We start from the raw sequence: 23,078 nt of genomic DNA, 5'->3' as shown, positions 1-23,078 counted from the left end.
TTTACTACATTTACCAAAAAATCATAAAAAGTATAACATTATGAAGAAAAATGTAGAAACTAGATATGCGGCATCACCCAGAGAAGTGAAGCAAATGGATACGCAAGAATTGAGAGATGAATTTCTAATCGAGACTTTATTTATCAAAGATGAGGTAAGATTGGTATACTCTCATTATGATCGTTATGTTATTGGAGGAATCCTGCCAATAGACAAAGCTGTTAAGTTGGAAACGGTAGATGCTTTAAAGGCAAATTACTTTTTAGAAAGACGTGAATTGGGAGTTATAAATGTAGGAGGCAAAGGTTTGGTAGAAGTTGATGGAACTACATATGAACTAGATCACAAAGAGGCTTTGTATGTGGGTAGTGGCAACAAAGAGCTAACATTTAAAAGTAACAATGCAAAAGAACCTGCTAAGTTTTATATAAACTCTACACCTGCACATCAATCTTTCCCTGTTAAAAAAATTGGGTTAGGTGATGTAGAAACTGTTGAGTTAGGTTCCGAAGAAACAGCCAATGCAAGAACACTTCGTAAGTACATTGTAAACAGTGTATTGAATGTTTGTCAACTACAAATGGGAATGACTACCTTAAAAAAAGGTTCCGTGTGGAATACCATGCCAGCACATGTTCACGATAGAAGAATGGAAGTATATTTCTACATAGATGTTCCTCAAGACCAAGCTGTATGTCATTTTATGGGACAACCAACCCAAACAAGACACTTGTGGATGGCAAATGAACAAGCAGTTATTTCACCACCATGGTCTATTCATTCAGGGTCTGGTACTTCTGCTTACACTTTTGTTTGGGGAATGGCAGGAGAAAATTTAGACTATAGCGATATGGACATGTGTAAAATCAACGAATTAAGATAAAACCAAAAAAATAAAGTAACCAAAACCAAAAATAAATGTCAATTAACTTATTTGATTTAACAGGAAAAACAGCACTAGTAACAGGGGCAGTACATGGATTAGGAATGGCTATGGCCAAAGGATTAGCAAAGGCAGGAGCTAAAATAGTGGTAAACGATTTGTCTCAACAAGCTATAGACAAAGCTTTGTTAGAATACAAAACTTGTGGAATAGAAGCTTATGGTTATGTGTTTAATGTAACCGATGAGGCAGCTGTAGTAAAGGGAATAGCAACTATAGAAGCAGAGGTCGCACCTATTGATATCCTAATCAACAACGCGGGAATTATCAAAAGAACATCTATGATTGAAATGGAAGTAGCTGATTTTACTGCGGTTGTTAACGTGGATTTAATTTCTCCTTTTATTGTTTCTAAAGCAGTTGCAAAAGGAATGATACAAAGAGGAGGAGGAAAAATTATCAACATTTGTTCTATGATGAGTGAGCTGGGAAGAGATTCTGTAAGTGCATATGCTGCTGCCAAAGGAGGTTTAAAAATGTTAACCAAAAACATGGCTACAGAATGGGCAAAATACAACATACAAACCAACGGAATTGGTCCTGGATATTTTGCAACTAGCCAAACTGCACCTATTCGAGTAGACGGTCATCCTTTTAACGAGTTTATCATCAATAGAACGCCAGCAGCTAGATGGGGAGACCCAGAAGATTTGCAAGGAGCAGCTATTTTTTTAAGTTCTAAAGCAAGTGATTTTGTTAATGGACATGTAGTTTATGTAGATGGTGGTATTTTAGCAACCATTGGTAAACCTTCTAACGAAAATTAATGTTATGTTACGTACTATCAATAAATTAGGAATCTTATTAGGGTTTGTTTGTTTCTTGTCTTGTAAGAAACAAACAAACATTGTTGTTAAAAACACCTTAGATGTGCCTCGTTCTTCAGAAAATGTGGTCTTAACCAAAGCGTTTTTAAAAGTAGAAAGTCTTAAGAATATAGGAATTAAAAATAAAAGTACTGGCCAACTAGAGGTCGTGCAATTGGTTGATCTTGACGGAGATGGAGAAATGGATGAATTGTTATTTCAGCCCAAAGTAGAAAGTAATTCTGAAACAAATTTTGCTGTAGTTACGGTTACCGAGCAAGAACAACCTAAGTCTGAAACATGGTGTTATTCTAGATTTGTTCCAGAACGCACCGATGATTATACATGGGAAAATGACAAAGTGGCTTTTAGAATGTATGGTCCCACTGCTCAAAAAATGAAAGAAGACGGAGTACCAGGAGGAACACTTTCTAGCGGTATAGACGGTTGGTTAAAAAAAGTTTCTTATTCAATCATCAACAAATGGTATGCAGAAAATGACGAGCATCCTGGAGCTTATCATAAAGATACAGGAGAAGGTCTCGATAACTTTCATGTAGGTGTAAGTAGGGGAATTGGTGGTTTGGCTATCAAGGAAAATAACACCTATCATTTTTCTAAAAATTACACCGCATGGAAAACCATCACTACAGGGCCTTTAAGAACTTCTTTTTATTTAAAGTTTGCAGATTGGAAGGTGGGAGATCAAACCATAACAGAGCATAAAATCATCACTTTAGACAAAGGAAATAATTTATCTAAAATAGAAACTTTTATAACAGGTACAGACAAGGTTGCTGTAGGCTTGACTCTACACGATCAAAAAGGAAAAGTAGATGTTAACCAAAAGCAAGGTTGGATGAGCTACTGGGAACCTTTACAAGATTCTGAAATAGGAACGGGAATTGTTGCTAGCAATAATGATTTTTTAGGTCAAGAAACTTACATTGTAGAAGAAAAAGATTTATGCAATGCTTATGCGCATCTAAAAGTTAACAACAATAAAGTAACGTATTATGCTGGTTTTGGTTGGAAAAAAGCCAAAGAGTTTACAACCGAAGCAGAGTGGAAAGCCTATTTAAAAGATTTTAAAAACAAATTAGAATATCCTTTGTTGGTAGAACTTAAATAATACTTTAGAAAAGAAGTAGAAACCCTCGGAAGAATTATTGTTCCGAGGGTTTTTTATGGATTAAATCTATTCTAATTGCCAAATTTTAAAGTTTTTGTAGCGTGCATTCCTTGTATACATATGCCTTAATCCTACTCGTCCAGAAGTACAATCATCAAATGCAGATACATCCCATTTGCATATTTTTTGGTCTGCAAGGTTTTGCTGGTTCTGAATATGCATTTCAATTTGATGTTTGTATTTAAATACTTGAATATGATAAGGAACACCAACTTTAAAAAGTCCTGTATTAAAATGGTCTCCAGGAACATCTGTGTTTTGTAAGCCCATGTTTGTAGGGTTGTATCTTCGTAAACGAATGTAGTCTTGGTCGCCAGAGTATTGGTTGGCAGAAAATGCTGCGTAGCTAATATGGTACGTGTGCATATAATTAAAATAGGTTTTCATATAAGGAACGGTTCTTTTGTGGTTCCACAAAGAAATATCTGTAGGGTATGCAGGGCTTCCTTTTCCTGTACTATGAAAATATAGAATGTTCACACATCTAGTGGTGGTATCGGTTTTAGTGTATTCGTATTCAATACATATATTTCCTTTAAAACGCTGTTGGGTCCACAAAACGGTATGGCAACTATCGTTACCGTGTTCTGGTCCAGCAATCAATTCCATACCGTCTTTAGAATTTATTACGGTAGATTTTTCTCCGTCTAGCATCCATTTTTCTCGCCAGTTTCCAGTACCATCATCAGCAAATAATAGTTTTGATTTTGTCCAAGGTTTGCAATCTTTCTTCTTAAAGTTTAGGAATAAAAACAAACCCAAAGCAATACCAAGTAATAGGAATATTTTTTTCATGTTTATATAATATAGTAAGTGTGATAAAAATACAGGGTTTCTATGTTTTAAAAAATCAAAAGCAACACATTGCACAATTACACCTCTTTATAAAATTACAATCTCCCCCTTTTAACCAACATACCAACGCTACTAGCAAATTATTAAGGGGGTATTGCCCATACAAAGAGCTTTCATTTTTTTTTGATGGTAAAAAAGCCTAAGGTATTTTAGGTAGTTTTGTGTTAAGTTTTTTTAACGTAGTCAAAAGAAATCAATAAAAACCTACTTTTACTTATAGTATAAAAACAAAGAAAAATAAAATGTGGTTTACGATTGTTGGTTGGATTGGGGTGTTTGTATTTATTATTGCTTATTTGTTACTAAGCTTAAATGTGCTAAGTGCACAAAAAACAACCTATCATTGGCTCAATGTTTTGGGGGCAGCTTGTTTGGTTTTTAATAGTACTGTAACAAAAGACGTACCCTCGGTAGCAGTAAATACGCTTTGGGGAATCATTGCGTTGTGTACTTGCTTAAATCTTAGAATCAAATTCAAGAAAGTTCAGAAAACTCAAGCAGGCTCAAAGCGTGATCAATAAACAATTGCGATTCTTCTAAATACGATACTTCATTATTTATATGCGACCCCAACTGAAAGTATGCACCGTCTATCAAAGCGTACAAAATATTTGCAGTTTTTGTAATATCTGCGTTTTTAATGATACCTTGTTGATGGCTATTTGTTAAGATAGTGTAAATTCCATTTCTTATTTCTAATAAAAAGTTCCGATAATTGGCTCGTATTTTCTCATTCTGATAAATCATAGCGTAAAAACTATAAAATACACCATCGTCTATATAGTGATTCCACTCTCTAGAAAATAAAGAACGGATATAGTTTTCTAATTCTTTTTGGGTTGAAATATTCAGGTATTTATCAGAAACTACAAAGTTTAGATAACGGTTTAAAATTTCATCATTCAAAGCAAAAATCAAACTTTCTTTAGTGGCAAAATAATGCATTACCAGGCCTTTACTAATCTTCATTTTATCGGCAACTTTGGCAATGGTCGCGTTCTCTAATCCTACCTCTTTTGCTACTTCATAAAAGGCCATGGTTATTTCTTCTCGACGTTTATCTTGCAAACTAACTCTTCCCATATCTCATTTCTTTAAAACTCTAAAATAGACAATCTAATACAATTTAAAGGGGCTGTTTTCTGAAAAAAAATCAGGTAACATTTCGTTTAAATTTACTTAAATGTTTTTTAATAGAACAACTGTTCAATCTATTTATGGCAATACTACTTTTATACCAAAGAATAGAACTCATGAAACATATTTATCTCGCTTTTATTTTAATGACAACCCTGGTATTTTCTCAAAATATGCCAGCAAGAACTTCAAAAAAGGTTGTCTTTATCATTGTCGATGGAATCTCATACGACCAATTGCAAACCGCTAAAACTCCTCATTTAGACCGCATTGCTAAAGAAGGTAGCTTTACCGAAGCTTATGTAGGGGGAATTGCAGAAGACTACAGAAATACGCCTACCATATCGGCCGTAGGTTACAATAGTTTGTTAACAGGAACTTGGGCAAATAAACACAATGTATACGGTAATGGCATTAAAAAGCCCAATTATAGTTATCCTACCATTTTTAGGCTTTACAAAGACCAACACCCCAACGGTAGCATTGCTGTTTTTTCTTCTTGGTTAGACAATAGAACCAAATTAGTAGGCGATGGATTGCCTGAAACAAAGTATTTAAAGGTAAACGAACATTACGATGGTATGGAGCACGACTCCATCAACTTTCCGCATGACAAACAACGCAATTTTATGAAAATGATAGACATGCATGTTGCCCTAAAAGCTTCGGAAGTGATTGAAAACAAAGGACCAGATGTTTCTTGGGTCTACTTAGAGTTTACAGACGATATGGGACATGCCTTTGGAGATAGTCCTAGGTTCAACGCAGCGGTTACTTTTGAAGATGGTTTAATAGGTAGAATTTACAATGCAGTACAAAAAAGGCAACAAACGCATAACGAAGACTGGTTGTTTGTAGTTACTACAGACCACGGACGTAGAGCCTCAGACGGAAAGCATCACGGAGGTCAAACTGCAAGAGAGCGTAGCACTTGGATTGCCATTAACAAAAAAGAAACCAATACGTATTTTAAAAAGCAAATTCCTGCCATTGTAGACATTTATCCTACCATGTTACAGCACTTAAGCTTAACCCCATCCAAAGCAGTTTTAAGAGAGTTAGATGGAGTTTCTTTACTACGTCCCGTAGATGCCATACAGCTTAGTGCTACCAAAAAAGCAAACAAATTAGAAATTCGTTGGAAAGCCTTACAAAGCGGAAAAGCAAATCTATATCTAACAACCACCAATCATTTTAACCAATCTAAAACAGATACTTATATAAAAATTGGCGAGGTAGATTTGTCTAAAGAATACTTTAAAACCTCTGTAAAAAGAAGACCTTCCAATTTTTATAAAGTGGTTTTAGAAACCCCCAATACCACACTTAATTACTGGATAACTAAATAAAAATGCCAAACTAAATCTATATTATGAAACTAAACAAAATCTTAGGGTTATTATTTCTAATAACTACGTCCTACAGTTTTGCACAAAAACGTGTCGTAGGAAAAGTAACAGACATTACCAACGTTCCCATTCCTGGGGCTACAGTTATGGTAGTAGGGCAAAACAACTCTACCATGACAGATTATGATGGAAACTACGAAATTACCCTTACCCAAGGAAAAGAATTAGAGTTTACCTACATAGGCTACTTAACCAAAACTGTAAGTGTAAAAAATCAATCTCAAATAAACATCACCTTAGAAGAAGATTTACAGAGTTTAGACGAGGTTGTTATTGTAGGATTCGGAACTCAAAAAAAAGTAAACCTATCAGGAGCCGTAAATTCAGTTTCTGTAGATCAATTGTCTACTCGTCCTGTAAGCAACGTAACTCAGGGGTTACAAGGGGTGTCTCCAGGATTAAATATCGATTTTAACAGTGGTGCTCCTGGCGGAAATCCCAACATCAACATTCGTGGGTTCACATCCATTAACGGAGGGGAGCCTTTAATTTTAATAGACAACATCCCTTCAGATGTTTCTTACCTAAACCAAATAGCTCCAGAAGACATAGAGAATATTTCCGTATTAAAAGATGCTTCTTCATCGGCAATTTACGGATCTAGAGCAGCCTTTGGGGTAGTATTGGTCACCACAAGAAACGGAGCCAAAGGAAAAACTAAAGTCAATTACAACAGTTTTGTTACTGTAAGTACACCTACCGTATTGCCTAAAAAAATCAGCGATCCATACATTTACATGCGTTTGCAAAAAACGTTTTCTGGAAACACTCCTTGGGACAATCAGTTTTTTTCTGATGACCAGTGGGAATGGGCCAAAAACCGAAGCGACAACCCCAACGGAACTGTAGGGGTAAGAGAAAACAGCAGCACAGGAATGTGGGAGTATATGGGAAATAGAGACTGGTCAGAATACTTTTTGGCAAACAACACCTATTCAGAAAATCACAACCTAAGCATTAGCGGAGGAAATGACAAACTAAACTACTTTGTCTCTGGCTCTAAAAATACCAGCAACGGAGCCTTAAAGCTAGCCGAAGATTCTTTTACAAGAACAGGGGTTAGAACCAAACTAAACGCCAAAGTAAACGATTGGTTGCAAATAGGAAACAACACTTCTTACATAGAAGGAATTCGCAAAAATCCATCTTATTTTAACCTAACCAGTATTTACAACTTTAACCCGTACGAATACAATACAAATCCAGATGGTAGTTGGGCAAACACGGGCGTGGGGCGAATGGCTGCTCAAATTACCGATGGGGGAGATGAAAAAAACGTAGAAAGTACTTTTAGAACCAACTTTACGGGGCAAGCTTGGCTACTAAAAGACATACTTAAAGTAAATGCAGAATATACCTACGAAAAGCAAAATGAAAATTACGATGCCAACTATGCCAAATACAAAATTGGTTTTGCTCCTAACGACATCCGCGAAGAAGGTGTGAACCAAGTATGGAAAGGTTTTGGAGAGCAAAAGTACCAAGTCTTAAACCTGTTTGCCACATTTAACAAGCAGTTCAATAAAAATCACAACCTAACATTTATAGGGGGGTACAACCAAGAAGAATTGCGTTACGAGTATTCAGACATTAACAGAGACGGTGTTATTTCTGCTTCCCTTCCTACTTTTCAGCTTGCCACAGGAAACATACAAGCAAGCCAAAATATTTATAGTTGGGCCGTTAGAGGATTGTTTTACAGAGCCAATTATACCTTACAAGATCGTTACATTCTAGAACTAAACGGTCGTTACGATGGCTCGTCTAAATTTCCTAAAGACAAACAGTACGGTTTCTTTCCCTCCGTTTCTGCTGCCTGGAACATCACCAAAGAAAATTTTATGAACAACATACCCGTCCTAAGCTTGTTAAAAATTAGAACCTCTTACGGTACCTTAGGAAATCAAGACGTTAATTCGTTCGATTACATTCCGTTCATGTCTGCCACCAACAGCAATTATATTGTAGATGGAGAGTTGCCACTGCAAGTAAGTTCACCAGAATTGGTCTCAGACAATTACACCTGGGAAAAAGTAACCACCTTAAACTTTGGGGTAGATGTAAGTTTACTTAAAAACAGAATCAACGCTACGTTCGATATTTACCGAAGAGACACCAAAGACATGCTTACCTTAGGAAAAGATTTGCCGGGTGTTATCGGAGCTAACGAACCTCTAGAGAACGCTGCAGATTTAAAAACCAACGGTTGGGAATTGTCTATCGGCTACCAAGACAGCTTTGGATCACACAAACCTTTCGGGCTTAGTACACGTTTTATCTTAAGTGATAGCCGTTCGTACATTACCAAGTTCGACAACCCTAACAATAGCTTGCTTCAGTACAGAGAAGGGATGGAACTAGGAGAAATCTGGGGCTTAACTTCAGACGGACTCTTCCAATCGCAAGAAGAAATCAATGCCTTAGACCAAACAGAACTAATTCCATGGGGAGCTCTAGAAATTGTAGAAGGATGGCCTAAGTACAAAGACCTAGACGGAAATCAAAAAATAGAAGTCGGTACCACCGCAGACAATCCAAAAGACGTAAGTGTTATAGGAAACATGATGCCTAGATATCGTTTCGGGATGAATGTAAACATGGACTGGAACAACTTCGACTTAGGAGTCTTTTTTCAAGGAGTCGGTAAAAGAGATTACTATCCAAAAGATTACCTATACTGGGGCTTTTACCAACAACCTTATGCAGGAGGATACGCTCACCTAAACGATTATTACAGAGCATCAGACGACAGTGCACAGTTAATGGCAATGCACTCCCAAGCCTACATCAACGCAGGCTTAGCATCTGCAAATCCCAACGCAAAATTTCCAGTAGCACAGGCATGGTTGGCAGATCGTAACCTAGGAGAACGTCTAGACCAAGCAAAAGGATTGGCCTTGCCACAAAGTGCTTATTTGCTAAATGCAGCTTACCTAAGACTAAAAAACATCACCTTCGGATACACACTTCCAACATCGATTTCTAAAAAAATGAGAATCTCTAAGTTCCGTATCTATTTCAGTGGAGACAACTTGTTCGAGTGGTCAGAAATTGCAGACTTTTTCGACCCAGAAGCCATTTCAGACATCAACAATCGTCTAAATCCAGGCTACAGCCCAGGACGTACCGAAACCAGTGGCTACCAATACCCGTACCAACGTAAATACGCGTTAGGGGTAAACCTAAGCTTTTAACTATAAACCAGAAGAATCATGAAAAAATATATCACCAAAACACTTTGTCTGTTCAGTTTTATTTGTTTGATGTCTTGTGATGACGACTACCTAAGCAAATTCCCCGAAACAGAAATAGGAGCCGAAAACTTTTTCAATACCGAAGAAGATTTGGCCACTTACGCCTACAGCATGTACAATTTTCCTGATGACGATTTGTACATAGCCGATGAAGCTACCGACAACATGAACACCACAGGAAGTCGCGAAATTAAAACCATCATGACAACCGAAGCAAACGCAACCACCATCACATCAGGATGGAACTGGAGCGAGCTAAGAAACATCAATTTCTTTCTAGAAAACATAGAAAAAGCCGATGTTACCGAAGAAGTACGCAACCACTACATAGGAGTCGCTCGTTTTTTTAGAGCCAACTTTTACATGGAAAAAGTAAAAAGATACTCTAACGTTCCTTGGTACAGCCAAGTACTAGGTACCTCTAGCCAAGACCTATACAAAGCTAGTGATGATAGAACCACCGTAATCACTCACATTTTCGAAGACTATCAATTTGCCCTAGAAAACGTAATGGCAACCAGACCCACAGGCGAAGTAAACAAATGGGTAGTAGCTGCCTACTACAGCCGCAATGCCTTGCACGAAGGTACGTTCAGAAAATACCATCCAGAACTAGAGCTTACAGACACCGCTAACCAATACCTACAAATGGCAGCCACCGTATCCAAACAAATCATGGATCAAGGGGGGTATAGCATTTACAACACAGGAAATCCCAATAGCGATTATCAAGATTTGTTTCAAAGCCAAGACCTAACCACCAACCCAGAAATTATTTTTGCCAATACATTTCAGAACAACCTAAAGAATGCAGCAGACCCCCAATACATGTTCGGAAGCTACGAGCCAGGACCTGCCAGAGATTTGTTAACCGCTTATCTAAATGCAGACGGAAGCTTTTTTAACGCAAACACAAACATGTCTTTTGTAGAAGAATTTCAGAACAGAGACCCTCGTTTATCTCAAACCTTTGCTTACCCAGGGTGGCAGTTGTACTACACATCAACCTACAGCCCAGGAAACACCCTGTATGTACAAGAACTTAAAAAGAACTTTACAGGATACCATCAAATCAAAGGATTTACCAATAGCCCCCTACAAGACATTCGTGCTGGGGTCGATGTTCCTGTGCTAAGGTATGCCGAAGTATTGCTAAACTACGCAGAAGCCAAACAAGAACTAAATACCATTACCCAGACCGACTTAGACCAAAGCATCAACCTATTAAGAAATCGTGTAGGCTTAACTCCTATGACCATAGCAACCCCAACAGACCCTATACAGGCAGCCAGACATCCAAAAATAGGAAATACACTATTGCTAGAAATCCGAAGAGAACGTAGGGTAGAATTAGCCTTAGAGGGTCGTCGTCTAGACGATTTAAACCGATGGGCAGCAGGAAAATTACTAGAAAAAGAACCCGTAGGAATGTACTTTAGCGGTTTAGGAAAGCACGATCTAACAGGCGATGGCATCCCAGACATTGTACTAATACAAGAAACCGATGCAGTACCCAACCCCAAAGAAAAAAATACCCTAGGTGCCGAGCTCGTATACTACAAAGTAGGTACCGTAGGTAACATCAATGCAAACGTGTACCTAAGCCAAGGAACAAGCGGATACATTGTAGCCAATCCAGAGCGTGGTACATTTACAGAACCCAAACATTATTACAGACCCATACCAGCCTCAGAAATACAGCTAAACAGCAACCTAAAACAAGTCTTTGGTTGGCAATAAGCCGTACAGTTTTGTTATTTTAATTTAAGTTTTCTCAAATCCCTTGCAAACCTATACCAAGTTTGTAAGGGTTTTTGTTGTTAAGCACACAAGCTAGCTTACAATCCAAACCTCCATTACCAACTAGCCAACCCAAACCAATTAAATGCCTAGTAGCTGTACACTTTTTCAATCCCCAAAAGCAAAACTTAAAACCACTTTTTCAACTACATCAAGTCCATACATCATAAGTACCATCCAAAAAAACAATAGGGCAGCAACCCACCACATTATGGCAACCTGCTAAAAAAATAGCACAAGCCAAAGCAAAAAACAGCAAACCCTGTTTGCGGTATTAGCAACGCAAAACAAAATAATGGCAATCTCACAAGTAAATAAGACAAACACAAATAAGAATGTGGCAATGTAAAATAAAAAAGTTGCAATTACATTTGTGGTTCTAGCAATGTAATTAAAAATAATGGCAATGCAATTGGCGGTTTTAGTATCGTAATTTAAGAATCTTTAAAGGCAATACTACAAACAAACATCCTGTTTTATAAAAGTCCATAAAGGTAGCTTTGTTATGCTTACCCAAATCAAAAAACGGCAAAGACAGTGTATAAAAAGCAAAAACCAAACAAAAACAAAGCCGCTAAAATATTGTGTTTCAAAAAGTAGTCCAAATATCTAAAAAAACAAGCAGATAATAAGTAAGAAAACAAACCAATATCAAACAAAAATAGTATTTTTATCAGAAAGGTCAAAGATTGCTCAGTACCCCAAAAATTCTATCCCTTAAAAACTGCATACTATGGACTTCTATGATTACATCATTACAGGCTTAGTTTTATCAGGAGCCATTATTATTTTGCTAAGTGCTCGTTATACCCAAAAAATATTTCGCCTTTTATCAGACAACAACCTACAAAGCAACTGGAAAAAGCTAAGAGTTTTAATGCTAATCTTCTTTGTGGGTTACATAGGTGTGGCCTTAGTGGTTGTATTAGGCAAAACAGAACTATTAGCCATTCTTTCCGGAGCCATTTTTTTTATGGGGTCTTTGTTTGTGTTTTTAGTGGTAAGTACAGGACTAGATAGCTTTACAAAACTTAAACAATTGCACCAAAATCTAGACGATACAGAACTAAAAAACGAAGAGTTAGAACAGTTTGCCTACATCACCTCCCACGACCTTAAAGCTCCTTTACGCGGAATTTCTAGCTTGGCTACTTTTATTAAAGAAGACTTGCAAGCAGGAAAAACCGAAGATGTATATAAGCATTTAGACTTTATGCAAGGACGTATAGAGCGTTTAGAAAGCTTAATTACAGGAATACTTCATTATTCTAGAATAGGAAATATCAAAAAAGAATCCGTAAACCTTCACGAGATAGTAATTGATGAGTTAGAAGAATATCAAAACAACACAAACCTAAATTGTACTGTAAAAAACCAGTTGCCTGTTGTTAAAGGAGACCGTTTGCAATTGTCTCAGGTAGTAGCCAATTTAATAAGCAACGCAGTTAAATATAACGACAAACCTGTTTGTGAGCTCGTCATCTCTTCTATAGAAACCAACGACAAATACTTTATTACCTTCCAAGACAACGGACCCGGAATAGATCCCAAATACCATCAAAAAATATTCGAAGTTTTTCAAACCCTAAACGATAGAGATACATACGAAAGCACTGGTATTGGCTTGTCTATTGTAAAAAAGATTGTAGAAAAACACGAGGGCAACGTAGAAGTTATCTCTGATGGAAAACTAGGAACCAAGTTTGTAATGAGCTGCCCTAAATAAGCCTTGATCCGTATGCTACAAATAAGAACCACTTGTGAACATTGCGAAAAAGAACTACCTTACAACAGTACGCAAGCCAGAATCTGTTCTTACGAATGTACTTTTTGTAAAGATTGTGTAGAACAGCTACTGCACAACGTGTGTCCTAATTGCGGTGGAGGCTTTCAGCCAAGACCCATTAGACCCAAAGCAAACTTGCTAAAACATCCTGTAAAAAAAGAAAAAATACACAAGCCAGTTATTCACAATAAGTACTTGGCAAAAAACAAAAATAAGCTCCCTGAAAATAGATAAAAAGAAAATATAAATGAAAATTGCTAACACTCCACAAGTTCCTTACTATGCTGTAATTTTTACCTCCATTAAAAGAAACAATACTCCCCAGTACAATGCTATGGCAGAAACACTTATAAACATAGCACAAGAACAAAAGGGGTTTTTAGGCATAGAAAGTGCCAGAAACGAAATAGGAATTACGGTTTCTTACTGGAAAAGTTTAGAGGCCATTCAGGCATGGAAACAACACTCGCAGCATATAATAGCACAAGAAAAAGGCAAATCGGAATGGTACAAACACTACAAAACTAGAATCTGTAAAGTAGAAAGAGACTACGAATTTTTTAGTCTTTAAAGCAAAAGAAAACCACTTTTAAATTGGTTAAAAGTGGTTTTACTGTCTTTAAAACAAATAGGTTACACCAAATCTCCGTTTCTAAAAAAAAGTTGTTCGTCTACAGCATCTAAAATAACACGGCTTTTGTTGGTTATTTTACCTGCTAGAATTTCTTTAGATAATAAGTTTAATACTTGTTTTTGAATCACTCTTTTTACAGGTCTTGCACCAAATTCAGGATCAAATCCTTTTTTAGCCAAGGCAATTTTAGCATCTTCCGTAGCTTCTAGTGTAATCTCTTTGTTGCGTAACAAATCAGTTAATCCATTTAAATGCAAGTCTACAATCTGTGCAATCTCATTTAGATTTAACGGAGTAAACATTACAATCTCATCAATACGGTTAATGAATTCTGGCCTTACAATTTGTTTTAAATTTTGCAACACTTCTCCTTTTGCTTGTGTGGCAGCCTTTTCTCTGTCTTGATCTTTAACCTTATCAAATCGTTCCTGAATAATCTCAGCCCCCATATTGGATGTCATGATAATAATAGTGTTTTTAAAGTCAGCCAAACGTCCTTTGTTGTCTGTCAATCTTCCTTCATCCAGTACCTGTAACAAAATGTTAAACGTATCTGGATGAGCCTTTTCAATCTCGTCTAGCAAAACTACAGAGTAAGGTTTACGTCTTACAGCCTCGGTCAATTGCCCACCTTCATCGTACCCAACATATCCAGGAGGTGCTCCCACCAATCTACTTACCGAATGACGTTCTTGATACTCACTCATATCTATTCTTGTCAACGCATTTTCATCATCAAACAAATATTCTGCCAACGCTTTGGCCAACTCTGTTTTACCAACTCCCGTAGTTCCTAAGAATAAAAAAGTTCCCAAAGGTTTTCTGGCATCTTGCAATCCTGCTCTCGATCTTCTTACTGCATCCGATACCGCTTCTATGGCATCCTCTTGTCCCACAACTCTTAGGTGCAATTCCTCTTCTAGCTTTAGTAATTTTTCACGTTCGCTTTGCAACATTTTTTGTACGGGCACTCCTGTCCATTTAGCAACCACTTCGGCAATGTCATCTTCGGTAACTTCTTCTTTTACCAAACTGTTTTCTTGCTTTTCGTTAAGTGTTTGTTGTGCTGCTTCTAAGCGTTCCTGAGCTTCTTTTATTTTACCATATCTTAATTCAGCAACCAAACCGTAATCTCCGTCTCGTTCTGCTTTTTCTGCCTGATGTTTGTATTGATCAATCTCGTCTTTAACACTTTGAATTTGATCTACCACCTCTTTTTCAGATTTCCACTGGGTATAAATACTATCTCTTTCCTCTTTGATATTGGCCAAATCCTTACGCAGATAGCTTAGTTTGTTTTCATCTTTTTCTCTTTTGATGGCTTCTATCTCTATTTCTAGCTGCATAATTTTTCTGTCCAATACATCCAATTCCTCGGGTTTAGAGTTGATTTCCATACGCATTTTTGCTGCTGCTTCATCCATTAAATCAATAGCTTTGTCGGGCAAAAAACGAGAGGTGATATATCGCTGACTTAGTTCTACTGCTGCAATAATAGCCGCATCTTTAATTTGAATTTTATGATGTGCTTCGTATTTTTCTTTAATACCACGCAATATAGAAATCGCACTTTCAGTATCTGGTTCATCTACCACTACTTTTTGAAAACGTCTTTCCAAAGCTTTGTCTTTTTCAAAATACTTTTGATATTCATCTAAGGTAGTGGCACCAATTGCTCTTAGTTCTCCTCTGGCCAAAGCGGGTTTTAGAATGTTGGCAGCATCCATAGCACCTTCACCACCACCTGCACCCACCAAAGTGTGGATTTCATCAATAAACAATACAATGTCTCCTTCGGCAGAAGTCACTTCTTTTACTACAGATTTTAAACGTTCTTCAAATTCTCCTTTGTATTTGGCACCCGCAATTAGAGCTCCCATATCTAAAGAAAACACTTGTTTGTTCTTTAGGTTTTCAGGCACATCGCCTTTTACAATTCGGTGCGCTAGTCCTTCGGCAATGGCTGTTTTTCCTACTCCAGGTTCACCAATTAACATTGGGTTGTTTTTGGTTCTACGCGATAAAATTTGCAAAATTCTACGAATTTCTTCGTCTCTACCAATCACAGGGTCCAGTTTACCAGTACTGGCTAGTTTGTTTAAATCTTTTGCGTATTTGTTTAGTGCATTGTAGGTTTCTTCGGCACTTTGCGACGTTACTTTTTGTCCTTTTCTAATCTCATCAATGGCAGCTTTCAATGCTTTTTCGGTAACACCTTGATCTTTTAAAAGGTTGCTAACAGTATCTTTGTTGTTTAACAATGCCAGTAATAAATGTTCTATAGATACATACTCATCGTCCATTTTTTTGGCAATATTGCTTGCATCTGTCAACGTACGTGCAGCTGTTGGAGATAGACCAATTTGTCCTCCTTGCACCTTGGCAAAGCTTTGCAAGTTTTTTTCTAACACTTGTGTTAATAAGTTTACGGGGACTTGTAACTTTTTTAACAAAAATGGAGTAACGTTTTCATCTACTTCTAAAATGGCTTTTAGCAAGTGAGTATTTTCTATTTGTTGATGCCCAAACCCTTGGGCAATTTGTTGAGATTGTTGCACAACCTCTTGTGATTTTATGGTATAATTGTTAAAATTCATGTCTTGAGGTTTTTAATTTTTTTTACTTTTTAAAATAGCTATTTACACTTGCCAATAAGCAATTCCTATTCCCAAATTATAAAGCTGAAATTTTGACGTGAATAAAGACAAAATGTCTTGATTTTATTGGGTTTAGATGACATTTTGTGCTACATCGTAATAAAAAAGTAAAGACGAAGATATGGACACAACAAACCCAAATATGGAAACAATAGTTACAACCTATCGGACTAGTTTTACAACATAGAACTTTTAAAATTTAGTAAGATGAAAAACAAAATTGCATTTATTACAGGAGCAAGCAGAGGTCTAGGAAAAGATATGGCTTTGAATTTAGCCAAAGAAGGAGTTACCATTCTTTTTACTTACCATAGCAATCAAAACAAAGCTGATGAGGTAATTACCGAAATAGAAGCTTTGGGAGTTAAAGCCAAAGCGTTTGTTTACCATGCTAACAATCCGTTGTCGGGTAGAGAATTGCTGGCAGAAGTTACGGCATTTTTACAAAAAGAAAATGGACATCCTAATTTTGATTTCCTTATCAACAATGCAGGGACAGGCTTAAACAAAACGATTGAGCAAACCCAAGCAATAGATTTTGATGAAATGTTTCAAATTCACTTAAAAAGTGTTTATTTTCTTACCCAAGCCGCTATTCCTTATATAAATCAAGGGGGAAGTATTGTAAATATTTCTAGTGGGTTAACAAGATTCAGTTTTCCTGGTGCTTCTGCTTATGCAATAATGAAAGGTGGGGTAGAAGTGTTTACACGTTACTTAGCCAAAGAATTGGGTGATAGAAAAATAAGATCCAATGTGGTTGCTCCAGGAGCTATTGCCACCGATTTTGGGAACGGAGCAAATAGAGATAACGAAGCGAAAAGAACAATCATTAAAAATATTACAGCTTTGGGAAGAGTAGGTGAGGCAGAAGATGTTGGTGGTGTGGTTGCTTTTTTATGTTCGGAGAAAGCAAACTGGATCAATGGGCAACGTATAGAAGTTTCAGGAGGAATGTTACTGTAAATGTTTTTATAAATTAGTCAATAAAAAAACTTGGAAAAATTGAACCATTTTAAAACTATTAGCGACTACCATAGCTTTGCCAATTTGCCTGCTCCGGAACATCCTCTTATCAGTTTGGTAGCGTACAACCAAATTGCTTATCCAAAAGATTGGGAAAGTTGGAAATTAAAGCACGAATATTATGTTATTGGACTAAAGAGGAATGTTCCGTACAAGTTTTATTACGGTCAGCAAACCTATGATTTTAATGAAGGAGTGATGACTTTTATAGCACCCAATCAGGTGCTAAGCATGGAGCACAATCCCAATTTAAAAGTGGAGACTCATCTAAAACCTTCAGGTTGGTTATTGTTAATACATCCCGACTTTTTTTGGAAGACAGCATTGGTAAAAAAAATAAAATCGTATGATTTTTTTAATTATACTACCCACGAAGCTCTGTTCGTGTCGTTAAAAGAAGAAGCCCAAGTAGTTACACTTTTCAAAAGTATTGAACAAGAATATCAGGGCAATTTAGACCCTTTTAGTCAAAAAATTATAGTAGCTCATTTAGAGTTGTTGCTTAATTATGCCGAACGATTTTATCAAAGACAGTTTCTTACTAGAAACAAATCCAATCATCAAATTATTGAAAAAGTAGAGCTTTGGCTAGCAACTTATTTCAAAGAAGCCAAGGGATTAGAAAAAGGGTTGCCTACTGTAGAGCAATTAGCAGAAGCTGTTTGTTTATCTCCAAGTTATTTAAGTAGCTTGTTAACTTCAGTAACAGGTATGAGTGCTTTGCAGCACATACATGCTAGCGTAATTTCACTAGCCAAAGAACAGTTGGCAAATACCCAATTATCTGTTAGTCAGATAGCTTATGATTTGGGGTTTGGACACCCATCGTCTTTTCATAAATTATTTAAAAAAAAGACCCAAATGTCTCCGCTAGAATTTAGAACACAGTGCAATTAAAACATTGTTTTAAGACTTAGTTTGTTGTAAGCAACAGGTTTTGTTTCGACTTAATTTTTAATCTTTGTAAAAAGACAATTAACAAAACAACTAAAATAGATGGGATTATTTAATAAATTTTTAGGAAACAACAAATCAGATGCATCAAAGGAAAGTTCAGAAACAACTTGGCATCCTTTGGTAGATGTTGCTCAATTAGAAACCCTGATAGAGGAATCTAAAACGCAAGAAGTTGTAATTTTTAAACACAGCACACGTTGTAGTATTAGTTCTAGTGTATTAAATCGTTTTAAAAATCAAGTAGGAGCTAGTGATACGTATAAACTGTATTATTTAGATTTAATTGCAAACAGAGATGTGTCTAATGCCATTGCCGAAAAGTTTGAAATTGTACATCAATCTCCACAAGCTATCTTTTTAAAAGACGGAAAGGTAAAGCAGCACGATTCTCATTATGGAATTCTAGAATTGAGTTTTTAAAAAATAAAGATCAATAAAGCAGAAGAGCAGCAAGTTTATATTTGTTGCTCTTTTTATTTAGAACGTTCTAGGTTTATTTTTAGAATTAGTCCCAATCCTTCTTGCACTCGCTGATGTACAATTTTAGGTAGATAACTTTGTTCTGTACCAATATGATAACTTATTTGTAGCAGGTATTTACCATCGTATTTGTTTAAATCTCCTTTTAGGGTGATGAGTTGTGTAATTCCGTTTATGTTTACACTTCCGTTTAAATGCAAGTTACTGTTTAGGTTGGGAAACAAATCCGTGTCTAAAAACGATGTTTTGCTAAGAGGAAGTAAAGATTCTAAACTAGGAACTGGAGCAATTTTTTCTATATATTTTAAATCAATTTTGTACTTGTATCCTTGAACAAAAGGAGAATTGGTAATAGCTTTTTCAATAGCTTGTAAATCATTAAGTTCTGCGTTGTTGCTTTTTTTTACAGGCATAACAAAGTTCATTTTCCAATGGTTCTCTTTAACAATCAACAAACAATCTTTAGGAACTTCTTGAGAAAACAACAAGTTAGAACAACATAGAAAAATAAGATATACTTTAGACATAATTTTAGATAATAAGCCCATAACTATAAGATACTTATTTTTTAGGCAAAGCCCAAATACTAATTAAAGGCCCCAGTGCAAGTAATACAAAAACGAAAGGAATTGTAAAGTATTGCATTGCATAGTTAAAAAGGGCAATGCTAACAATTGTAATCATAAAACCGATACTGGTAGAAATGGTTAATGCAGTTCCGTTGTAGTTGGGTATTGAGTTTTGGTTGATAAGTGTTGATAATAAAGGAGAGTCTGCTACCACGACAAGCCCCCAAAAAACTAAAAAAACACAAAACAATTCTGTAGGGAAATACAAACTTATTGGAGCTAACAAGCAACAAAAAAATGAAGCAAACAAAGCCCATCGGGTAACTTTTAGTGTTCCTAAATTCAATGCAAGTTTTCCAGCGAATACACAACCCAAAGCACCTGCACTTATGGTGATAAAAGAAAGGAAAGAAGTATTGACTGTTGAGTTTTGTTGTTGAGCAAATTTAGAAATAAGCAAAGGCACAAATGTCCAAAAGGTGTACAATTCCCACATATGACCAAAATAACCCCAACTTGCGGCTCTAAAATCTTGTTTTTTAAAGAGTTTAGGAAGTAGAGTCATGTCTAGTCGAGTTAAGTTGCTGTTTGTTGGTGTTGACAAACCAATCATTAAAAAACTTCCTAAAATTCCGAGAATTGAGCTTGTAAAAATAACTGCTTTCCAAGACAAGTCTATTTGAAAACTAGCTACAAAATGAGGGAAAGCGGTTCCTAAAACCAAAGCACCTACCAAAACACCAAGAGCATTGCTAACTTTTTTAGGAAAAAAATATGCAGCAATTTTCATGCCCACCGGATACACTCCTGCAAGAAAAAAACCAGTCAAAAAGCGAAAGGCAAAAATCCAATTAAACGTTAGTTCAGGAAGGGTGATACAAGTATTGAACAAAGCAGCAAGTAAAATACTACCGCTAAACACCCAGTTAGCTTTGTATCTGTCTGCTATGCTAAAAAAAGCAAACAACAAACTCCCTAAAATAAAACCTACTTGCGTAGCAATGGTTAGGTTCGCTAGCAAATCCGAATTTTCTAAATGATGGTATTCTGCAATAGAGAAAAGCACGGCATTGCTACTAAACCAAAGAGAGGTACCAAAAAACTGACTTAGTACAATAAGACAGAGTATAAGGGGTTTGTTCATTTCTAAAAAAGTTTAAATATCCATAGTCGTGAAACTGTGAATATCTTTCTCTAAACTAGAAAAACTTTTGTAGTATATTTGTTCCCTATCCAAAAAAAGAAGCCTCTTTTTTATGAAAGTTTGTATTGCCGAAAAACCAAGTGTTGCCAAAGAAATAGCTGCTGTTTTAGGAGCTAATCTTCGTTGTGATGGATATTATGAAGGAAATGGATATCAAGTAACATGGACTTTTGGACATTTGTGTGGGTTGTATGCTCCGCACGAATACAAACCTCATTGGCGAAGTTGGAATTTAGACACTTTACCCATGCTTCCTGAACGTTTTGAAGTAAAGGTAATGGAAGACAAGGGAGTTCAGAAGCAATTCAATACCATTAAATTTCTATTTAGTAAAGCAGATGTAGTAATTAATTGTGGCGATGCAGGACAAGAAGGAGAATTGATTCAGCGTTGGGTAATCAACCAAGCAGGATACAAAGGCAAAGTGGAGCGTTTGTGGATTTCATCACTTACCACAGAAGCTATTAAAGAAGGATTTGAGAAATTAATACCCGCAGAAAAATACGATAACCTGTATTATGCAGGAAGTTCTAGAGCAATAGGAGATTGGTTGTTGGGAATGAATGCAACGCGTTTGTACACTCTTAAATACGGAAGAGACAAACAAGTGCTGTCTGTAGGTAGAGTGCAAACTCCAACCTTAGCCATGGTTGTAAAACGTTTTTTAGAAATACAAAACTTTAAGCCCCAACCGTACTGGGAAATTCAGACCTTGTACAGAGATACCATTTTTAACAACGAACAAGGACGTTATTTAAAAAAAGAAGACGGAGAACAAACTTTAGCGTTAATTAAAGACAAACCTTTAGAAATAACATCCGTTCTTAAAAAAAAGGGAAAAGAATATGCTCCCAAACTGTTCGATTTAACAGGGTTGCAAGTTTATTGCAATAATAAGTTTGGCTTTACAGCCGATGAAACCTTAAAGCTTACCCAAGGATTGTACGAGCAAAAAGTAGTTACGTATCCTAGGGTTGATACTACTTTTTTACCTAATGATTTGTATCCAAAAGTAAGAGGTATTTTATCAAAATTAAGTCGTTATCAAACCTTAACAGCTCCAGTTTTAGCAGAGAAAAAAATCAAAAAATCCATCAAGGTTTTTAACGATAAAAAAGTAACAGATCATCATGCTATTATTCCTACAGGAGTAGAAGTGCCCTTGCATGCCAATGCACAAAAAGTATACGACATTATTACTCGTAGATTCATTGCAGTTTTTTATCCAGATAGTGATGTGTCTAACACAACTGTATTGGCAGAAGTAGAAAAAATAGGTTTTAAAACCACAGGAAAAGAAATTTTAACCGAAGGTTGGAGAGTGGTTTTTAAAACAGCAGAACAAAATCAATCAACAGCAAAAAAAACAGAAGACGATAAAGTAATGCCCACTTTTGTAAAAGGAGAATCGGGTGTGCATAAACCTTCTTTTTTAGAAAAAGAAACCAAGCCTCCAAAGCAATATACCGAAGCAACTTTGTTAAGAGCTATGGAGACGGCAGGAAAGCAGGTAAAAGATGATGAGTTGAGAGACTTGATGAAAGAAAATGGAATAGGAAGACCCTCAACCAGAGCAAGTATTATAGAAACCTTGTTTAAAAGAAATTATATAGAACGTAATAAAAAACAAATTTTACCTACGTCTACAGGAATTCAATTGATTGATACTATTCAAAATAAATTGTTAAAATCAGCAAGATTAACAGGGGAATGGGAAAAGCAATTAAAAGATATTGAAAGAGGAACTTACCACGCAGGGACGTTTATAAGAAATATGAAACAGATGGTAGATGATTTGGTGGTAGAGGTGCGTTTGTCCAATTATAGACCTATTCAGGTAGATGTGGCAAGTAAGAAAGAAGTACAGGCTATTCAAAAAGAAACCCAAGGGGTTGTTGGAAAATCGTGTCCTAAATGCAAAGAAGGACAGCTTTTAAAAGGCAGCAAAGCTTATGGATGTAGCAAATACAATGAGAATTGTAATTTTATTTTACCATTCGAATATTTAGGAAAAAAAATATCAGAAAATCAATTTGTTCGTTTGTTAAGCAAAGGAAGTACGGTAAACCTAAAAGGTTTTGAACAAAAGGATAAAAAAGTAGAAGGTACAGTTGTTTTTGATAAAGATTTTCAGTTAAAATTGAAGCCTAAAGTCCCTAAAAAAAACAAAACTGAAGCCCAAAAAGTACCCGAGGTTTTGATGTGTCCAAAATGTAAAAAAGGAACCATATTAAAAGGTGCTACTGCTTACGGATGTTCGGAATACAAAACGGGTTGCGATTTTAAAATGGATTTTGTTACCATCAAAGAAAAAGCAAAAAACCAACCCTTAACAAAAGAATTGGTTTGGAACATATTAACGTCTTAAT

Annotated in this window: 19 protein-coding genes; 14 read left to right on the top strand and 5 right to left on the bottom strand. The window is 36.2% G+C overall.

What is annotated here, in order from left to right:
- The first annotated feature begins 40 nt into the window (after positions 1-40).
- The 3 genes from kduI to FS85_RS0109675 are packed head-to-tail and all read left to right on the top strand — an operon-like array spanning position 41 to position 2,881.
- The gene (kduI, locus tag FS85_RS0109685; RefSeq protein ID WP_010136039.1) at positions 41-883 is read left to right on the top strand and encodes a 5-dehydro-4-deoxy-D-glucuronate isomerase; all 843 of its coding nucleotides are present in this window, start codon (positions 41-43) and stop codon (positions 881-883) included.
- A gap of 35 nt (positions 884-918) precedes the next feature.
- The gene (locus tag FS85_RS0109680) at positions 919-1,710 is read left to right on the top strand and encodes a gluconate 5-dehydrogenase (RefSeq protein ID WP_010136037.1); all 792 of its coding nucleotides are present in this window, start codon (positions 919-921) and stop codon (positions 1,708-1,710) included.
- A gap of 4 nt (positions 1,711-1,714) precedes the next feature.
- A complete protein-coding gene (locus FS85_RS0109675) occupies positions 1,715-2,881 on the top strand; it encodes a DUF4861 family protein (protein ID WP_010136035.1) in 1,167 nt (388 codons plus the stop codon).
- A 66-nt stretch (positions 2,882-2,947) separates the two neighbouring features.
- Here FS85_RS0109675 and FS85_RS0109670 read toward each other — a convergent pair whose 3' ends face one another.
- Positions 2,948-3,736 (bottom strand): DUF1961 family protein, encoded by a 789-nt coding sequence (locus FS85_RS0109670; RefSeq protein WP_010136034.1) that lies wholly within the window; start codon positions 3,734-3,736, stop codon positions 2,948-2,950.
- A 302-nt stretch (positions 3,737-4,038) separates the two neighbouring features.
- On the opposite strand from FS85_RS0109670, the gene FS85_RS16395 reads away from it, so the two are divergent.
- Entirely contained in the window at positions 4,039-4,317 is a 279-nt protein-coding gene (locus FS85_RS16395) for a CBU_0592 family membrane protein (protein ID WP_071585714.1), read from the top strand.
- On the opposite strand, the gene FS85_RS0109660 is transcribed toward FS85_RS16395, so the two are convergent.
- Complete coding sequence (locus tag FS85_RS0109660) at positions 4,271-4,879, bottom strand: TetR family transcriptional regulator (RefSeq protein WP_010136033.1); 609 nt, start codon at positions 4,877-4,879, stop codon at positions 4,271-4,273. The genes FS85_RS16395 and FS85_RS0109660 overlap by 47 nt on opposite strands.
- Positions 4,880-5,049: 170 nt before the next feature.
- Between FS85_RS0109660 and FS85_RS0109655 the strand changes: the two genes are divergently transcribed.
- The 6 genes from FS85_RS0109655 (at position 5,050) to FS85_RS0109615 (ending at position 13,753) form a co-directional block, all read left to right on the top strand.
- A complete protein-coding gene (locus FS85_RS0109655) occupies positions 5,050-6,282 on the top strand; it encodes an alkaline phosphatase family protein (protein WP_029489381.1) in 1,233 nt (410 codons plus the stop codon).
- 23 nt (positions 6,283-6,305) lie between these two features.
- Positions 6,306-9,536 carry a SusC/RagA family TonB-linked outer membrane protein gene (locus tag FS85_RS0109650; protein ID WP_010136031.1) on the top strand — a complete coding sequence of 1,077 codons (3,231 nt, stop codon included), beginning with the start codon at positions 6,306-6,308 and terminating at the stop codon, positions 9,534-9,536.
- 18 nt (positions 9,537-9,554) lie between these two features.
- Complete coding sequence (locus FS85_RS0109645; RefSeq protein ID WP_010136029.1) at positions 9,555-11,336, top strand: RagB/SusD family nutrient uptake outer membrane protein; 1,782 nt, start codon at positions 9,555-9,557, stop codon at positions 11,334-11,336.
- A 793-nt stretch (positions 11,337-12,129) separates the two neighbouring features.
- Positions 12,130-13,122: a sensor histidine kinase gene (locus FS85_RS0109625; RefSeq protein ID WP_010136028.1), complete on the top strand. Its 993-nt coding sequence runs from the start codon at positions 12,130-12,132 to the stop codon at positions 13,120-13,122.
- Positions 13,123-13,134: 12 nt separating this feature from the next.
- Positions 13,135-13,416: a DUF1272 domain-containing protein gene (locus FS85_RS0109620; protein WP_010136027.1), complete on the top strand. Its 282-nt coding sequence runs from the start codon at positions 13,135-13,137 to the stop codon at positions 13,414-13,416.
- 13 nt (positions 13,417-13,429) lie between these two features.
- Positions 13,430-13,753: an antibiotic biosynthesis monooxygenase family protein gene (locus tag FS85_RS0109615; protein ID WP_010136026.1), complete on the top strand. Its 324-nt coding sequence runs from the start codon at positions 13,430-13,432 to the stop codon at positions 13,751-13,753.
- Positions 13,754-13,815: 62 nt separating this feature from the next.
- On the opposite strand, the gene clpB is transcribed toward FS85_RS0109615, so the two are convergent.
- Positions 13,816-16,413 carry an ATP-dependent chaperone ClpB gene (clpB, locus tag FS85_RS0109610; protein WP_010136025.1) on the bottom strand — a complete coding sequence of 866 codons (2,598 nt, stop codon included), beginning with the start codon at positions 16,411-16,413 and terminating at the stop codon, positions 13,816-13,818.
- Positions 16,414-16,680: 267 nt separating this feature from the next.
- Between clpB and FS85_RS0109605 the strand changes: the two genes are divergently transcribed.
- The 3 genes from FS85_RS0109605 (at position 16,681) to ytxJ (ending at position 18,876) form a co-directional block, all read left to right on the top strand.
- Positions 16,681-17,439, top strand: coding sequence for an SDR family NAD(P)-dependent oxidoreductase (locus tag FS85_RS0109605; protein ID WP_010136024.1), 759 nt, complete (start codon positions 16,681-16,683; stop codon positions 17,437-17,439).
- Positions 17,440-17,478: 39 nt separating this feature from the next.
- Positions 17,479-18,396, top strand: coding sequence for a helix-turn-helix domain-containing protein (locus tag FS85_RS0109600; RefSeq protein ID WP_202797929.1), 918 nt, complete (start codon positions 17,479-17,481; stop codon positions 18,394-18,396).
- 99 nt (positions 18,397-18,495) lie between these two features.
- Positions 18,496-18,876: a bacillithiol system redox-active protein YtxJ gene (gene ytxJ, locus FS85_RS0109595; RefSeq protein ID WP_010136021.1), complete on the top strand. Its 381-nt coding sequence runs from the start codon at positions 18,496-18,498 to the stop codon at positions 18,874-18,876.
- 53 nt (positions 18,877-18,929) lie between these two features.
- Here the strand turns inward: ytxJ and FS85_RS0109590 are convergent, their stop codons facing one another.
- Positions 18,930-19,463, bottom strand: a complete 534-nt coding sequence (locus FS85_RS0109590) for a hypothetical protein (RefSeq protein ID WP_139062185.1) — start codon at positions 19,461-19,463, stop codon at positions 18,930-18,932.
- A 34-nt stretch (positions 19,464-19,497) separates the two neighbouring features.
- Entirely contained in the window at positions 19,498-20,649 is a 1,152-nt protein-coding gene (locus FS85_RS0109585; protein WP_010136019.1) for an MFS transporter, read from the bottom strand.
- 112 nt (positions 20,650-20,761) lie between these two features.
- On the opposite strand from FS85_RS0109585, the gene FS85_RS0109580 reads away from it, so the two are divergent.
- Positions 20,762-23,077 carry a type IA DNA topoisomerase gene (locus tag FS85_RS0109580; RefSeq protein ID WP_010136018.1) on the top strand — a complete coding sequence of 772 codons (2,316 nt, stop codon included), beginning with the start codon at positions 20,762-20,764 and terminating at the stop codon, positions 23,075-23,077.
- The last annotated feature ends 1 nt before the right edge of the window (position 23,078 follow it).

Source organism: Ochrovirga pacifica, assembly GCF_000220525.1.
In the GTDB taxonomy this organism is placed as follows: Bacteria; Bacteroidota; Bacteroidia; order Flavobacteriales; family Flavobacteriaceae; genus Ochrovirga; species Ochrovirga pacifica.
This window is presented reverse-complemented; position numbering and strand designations above follow the sequence as displayed.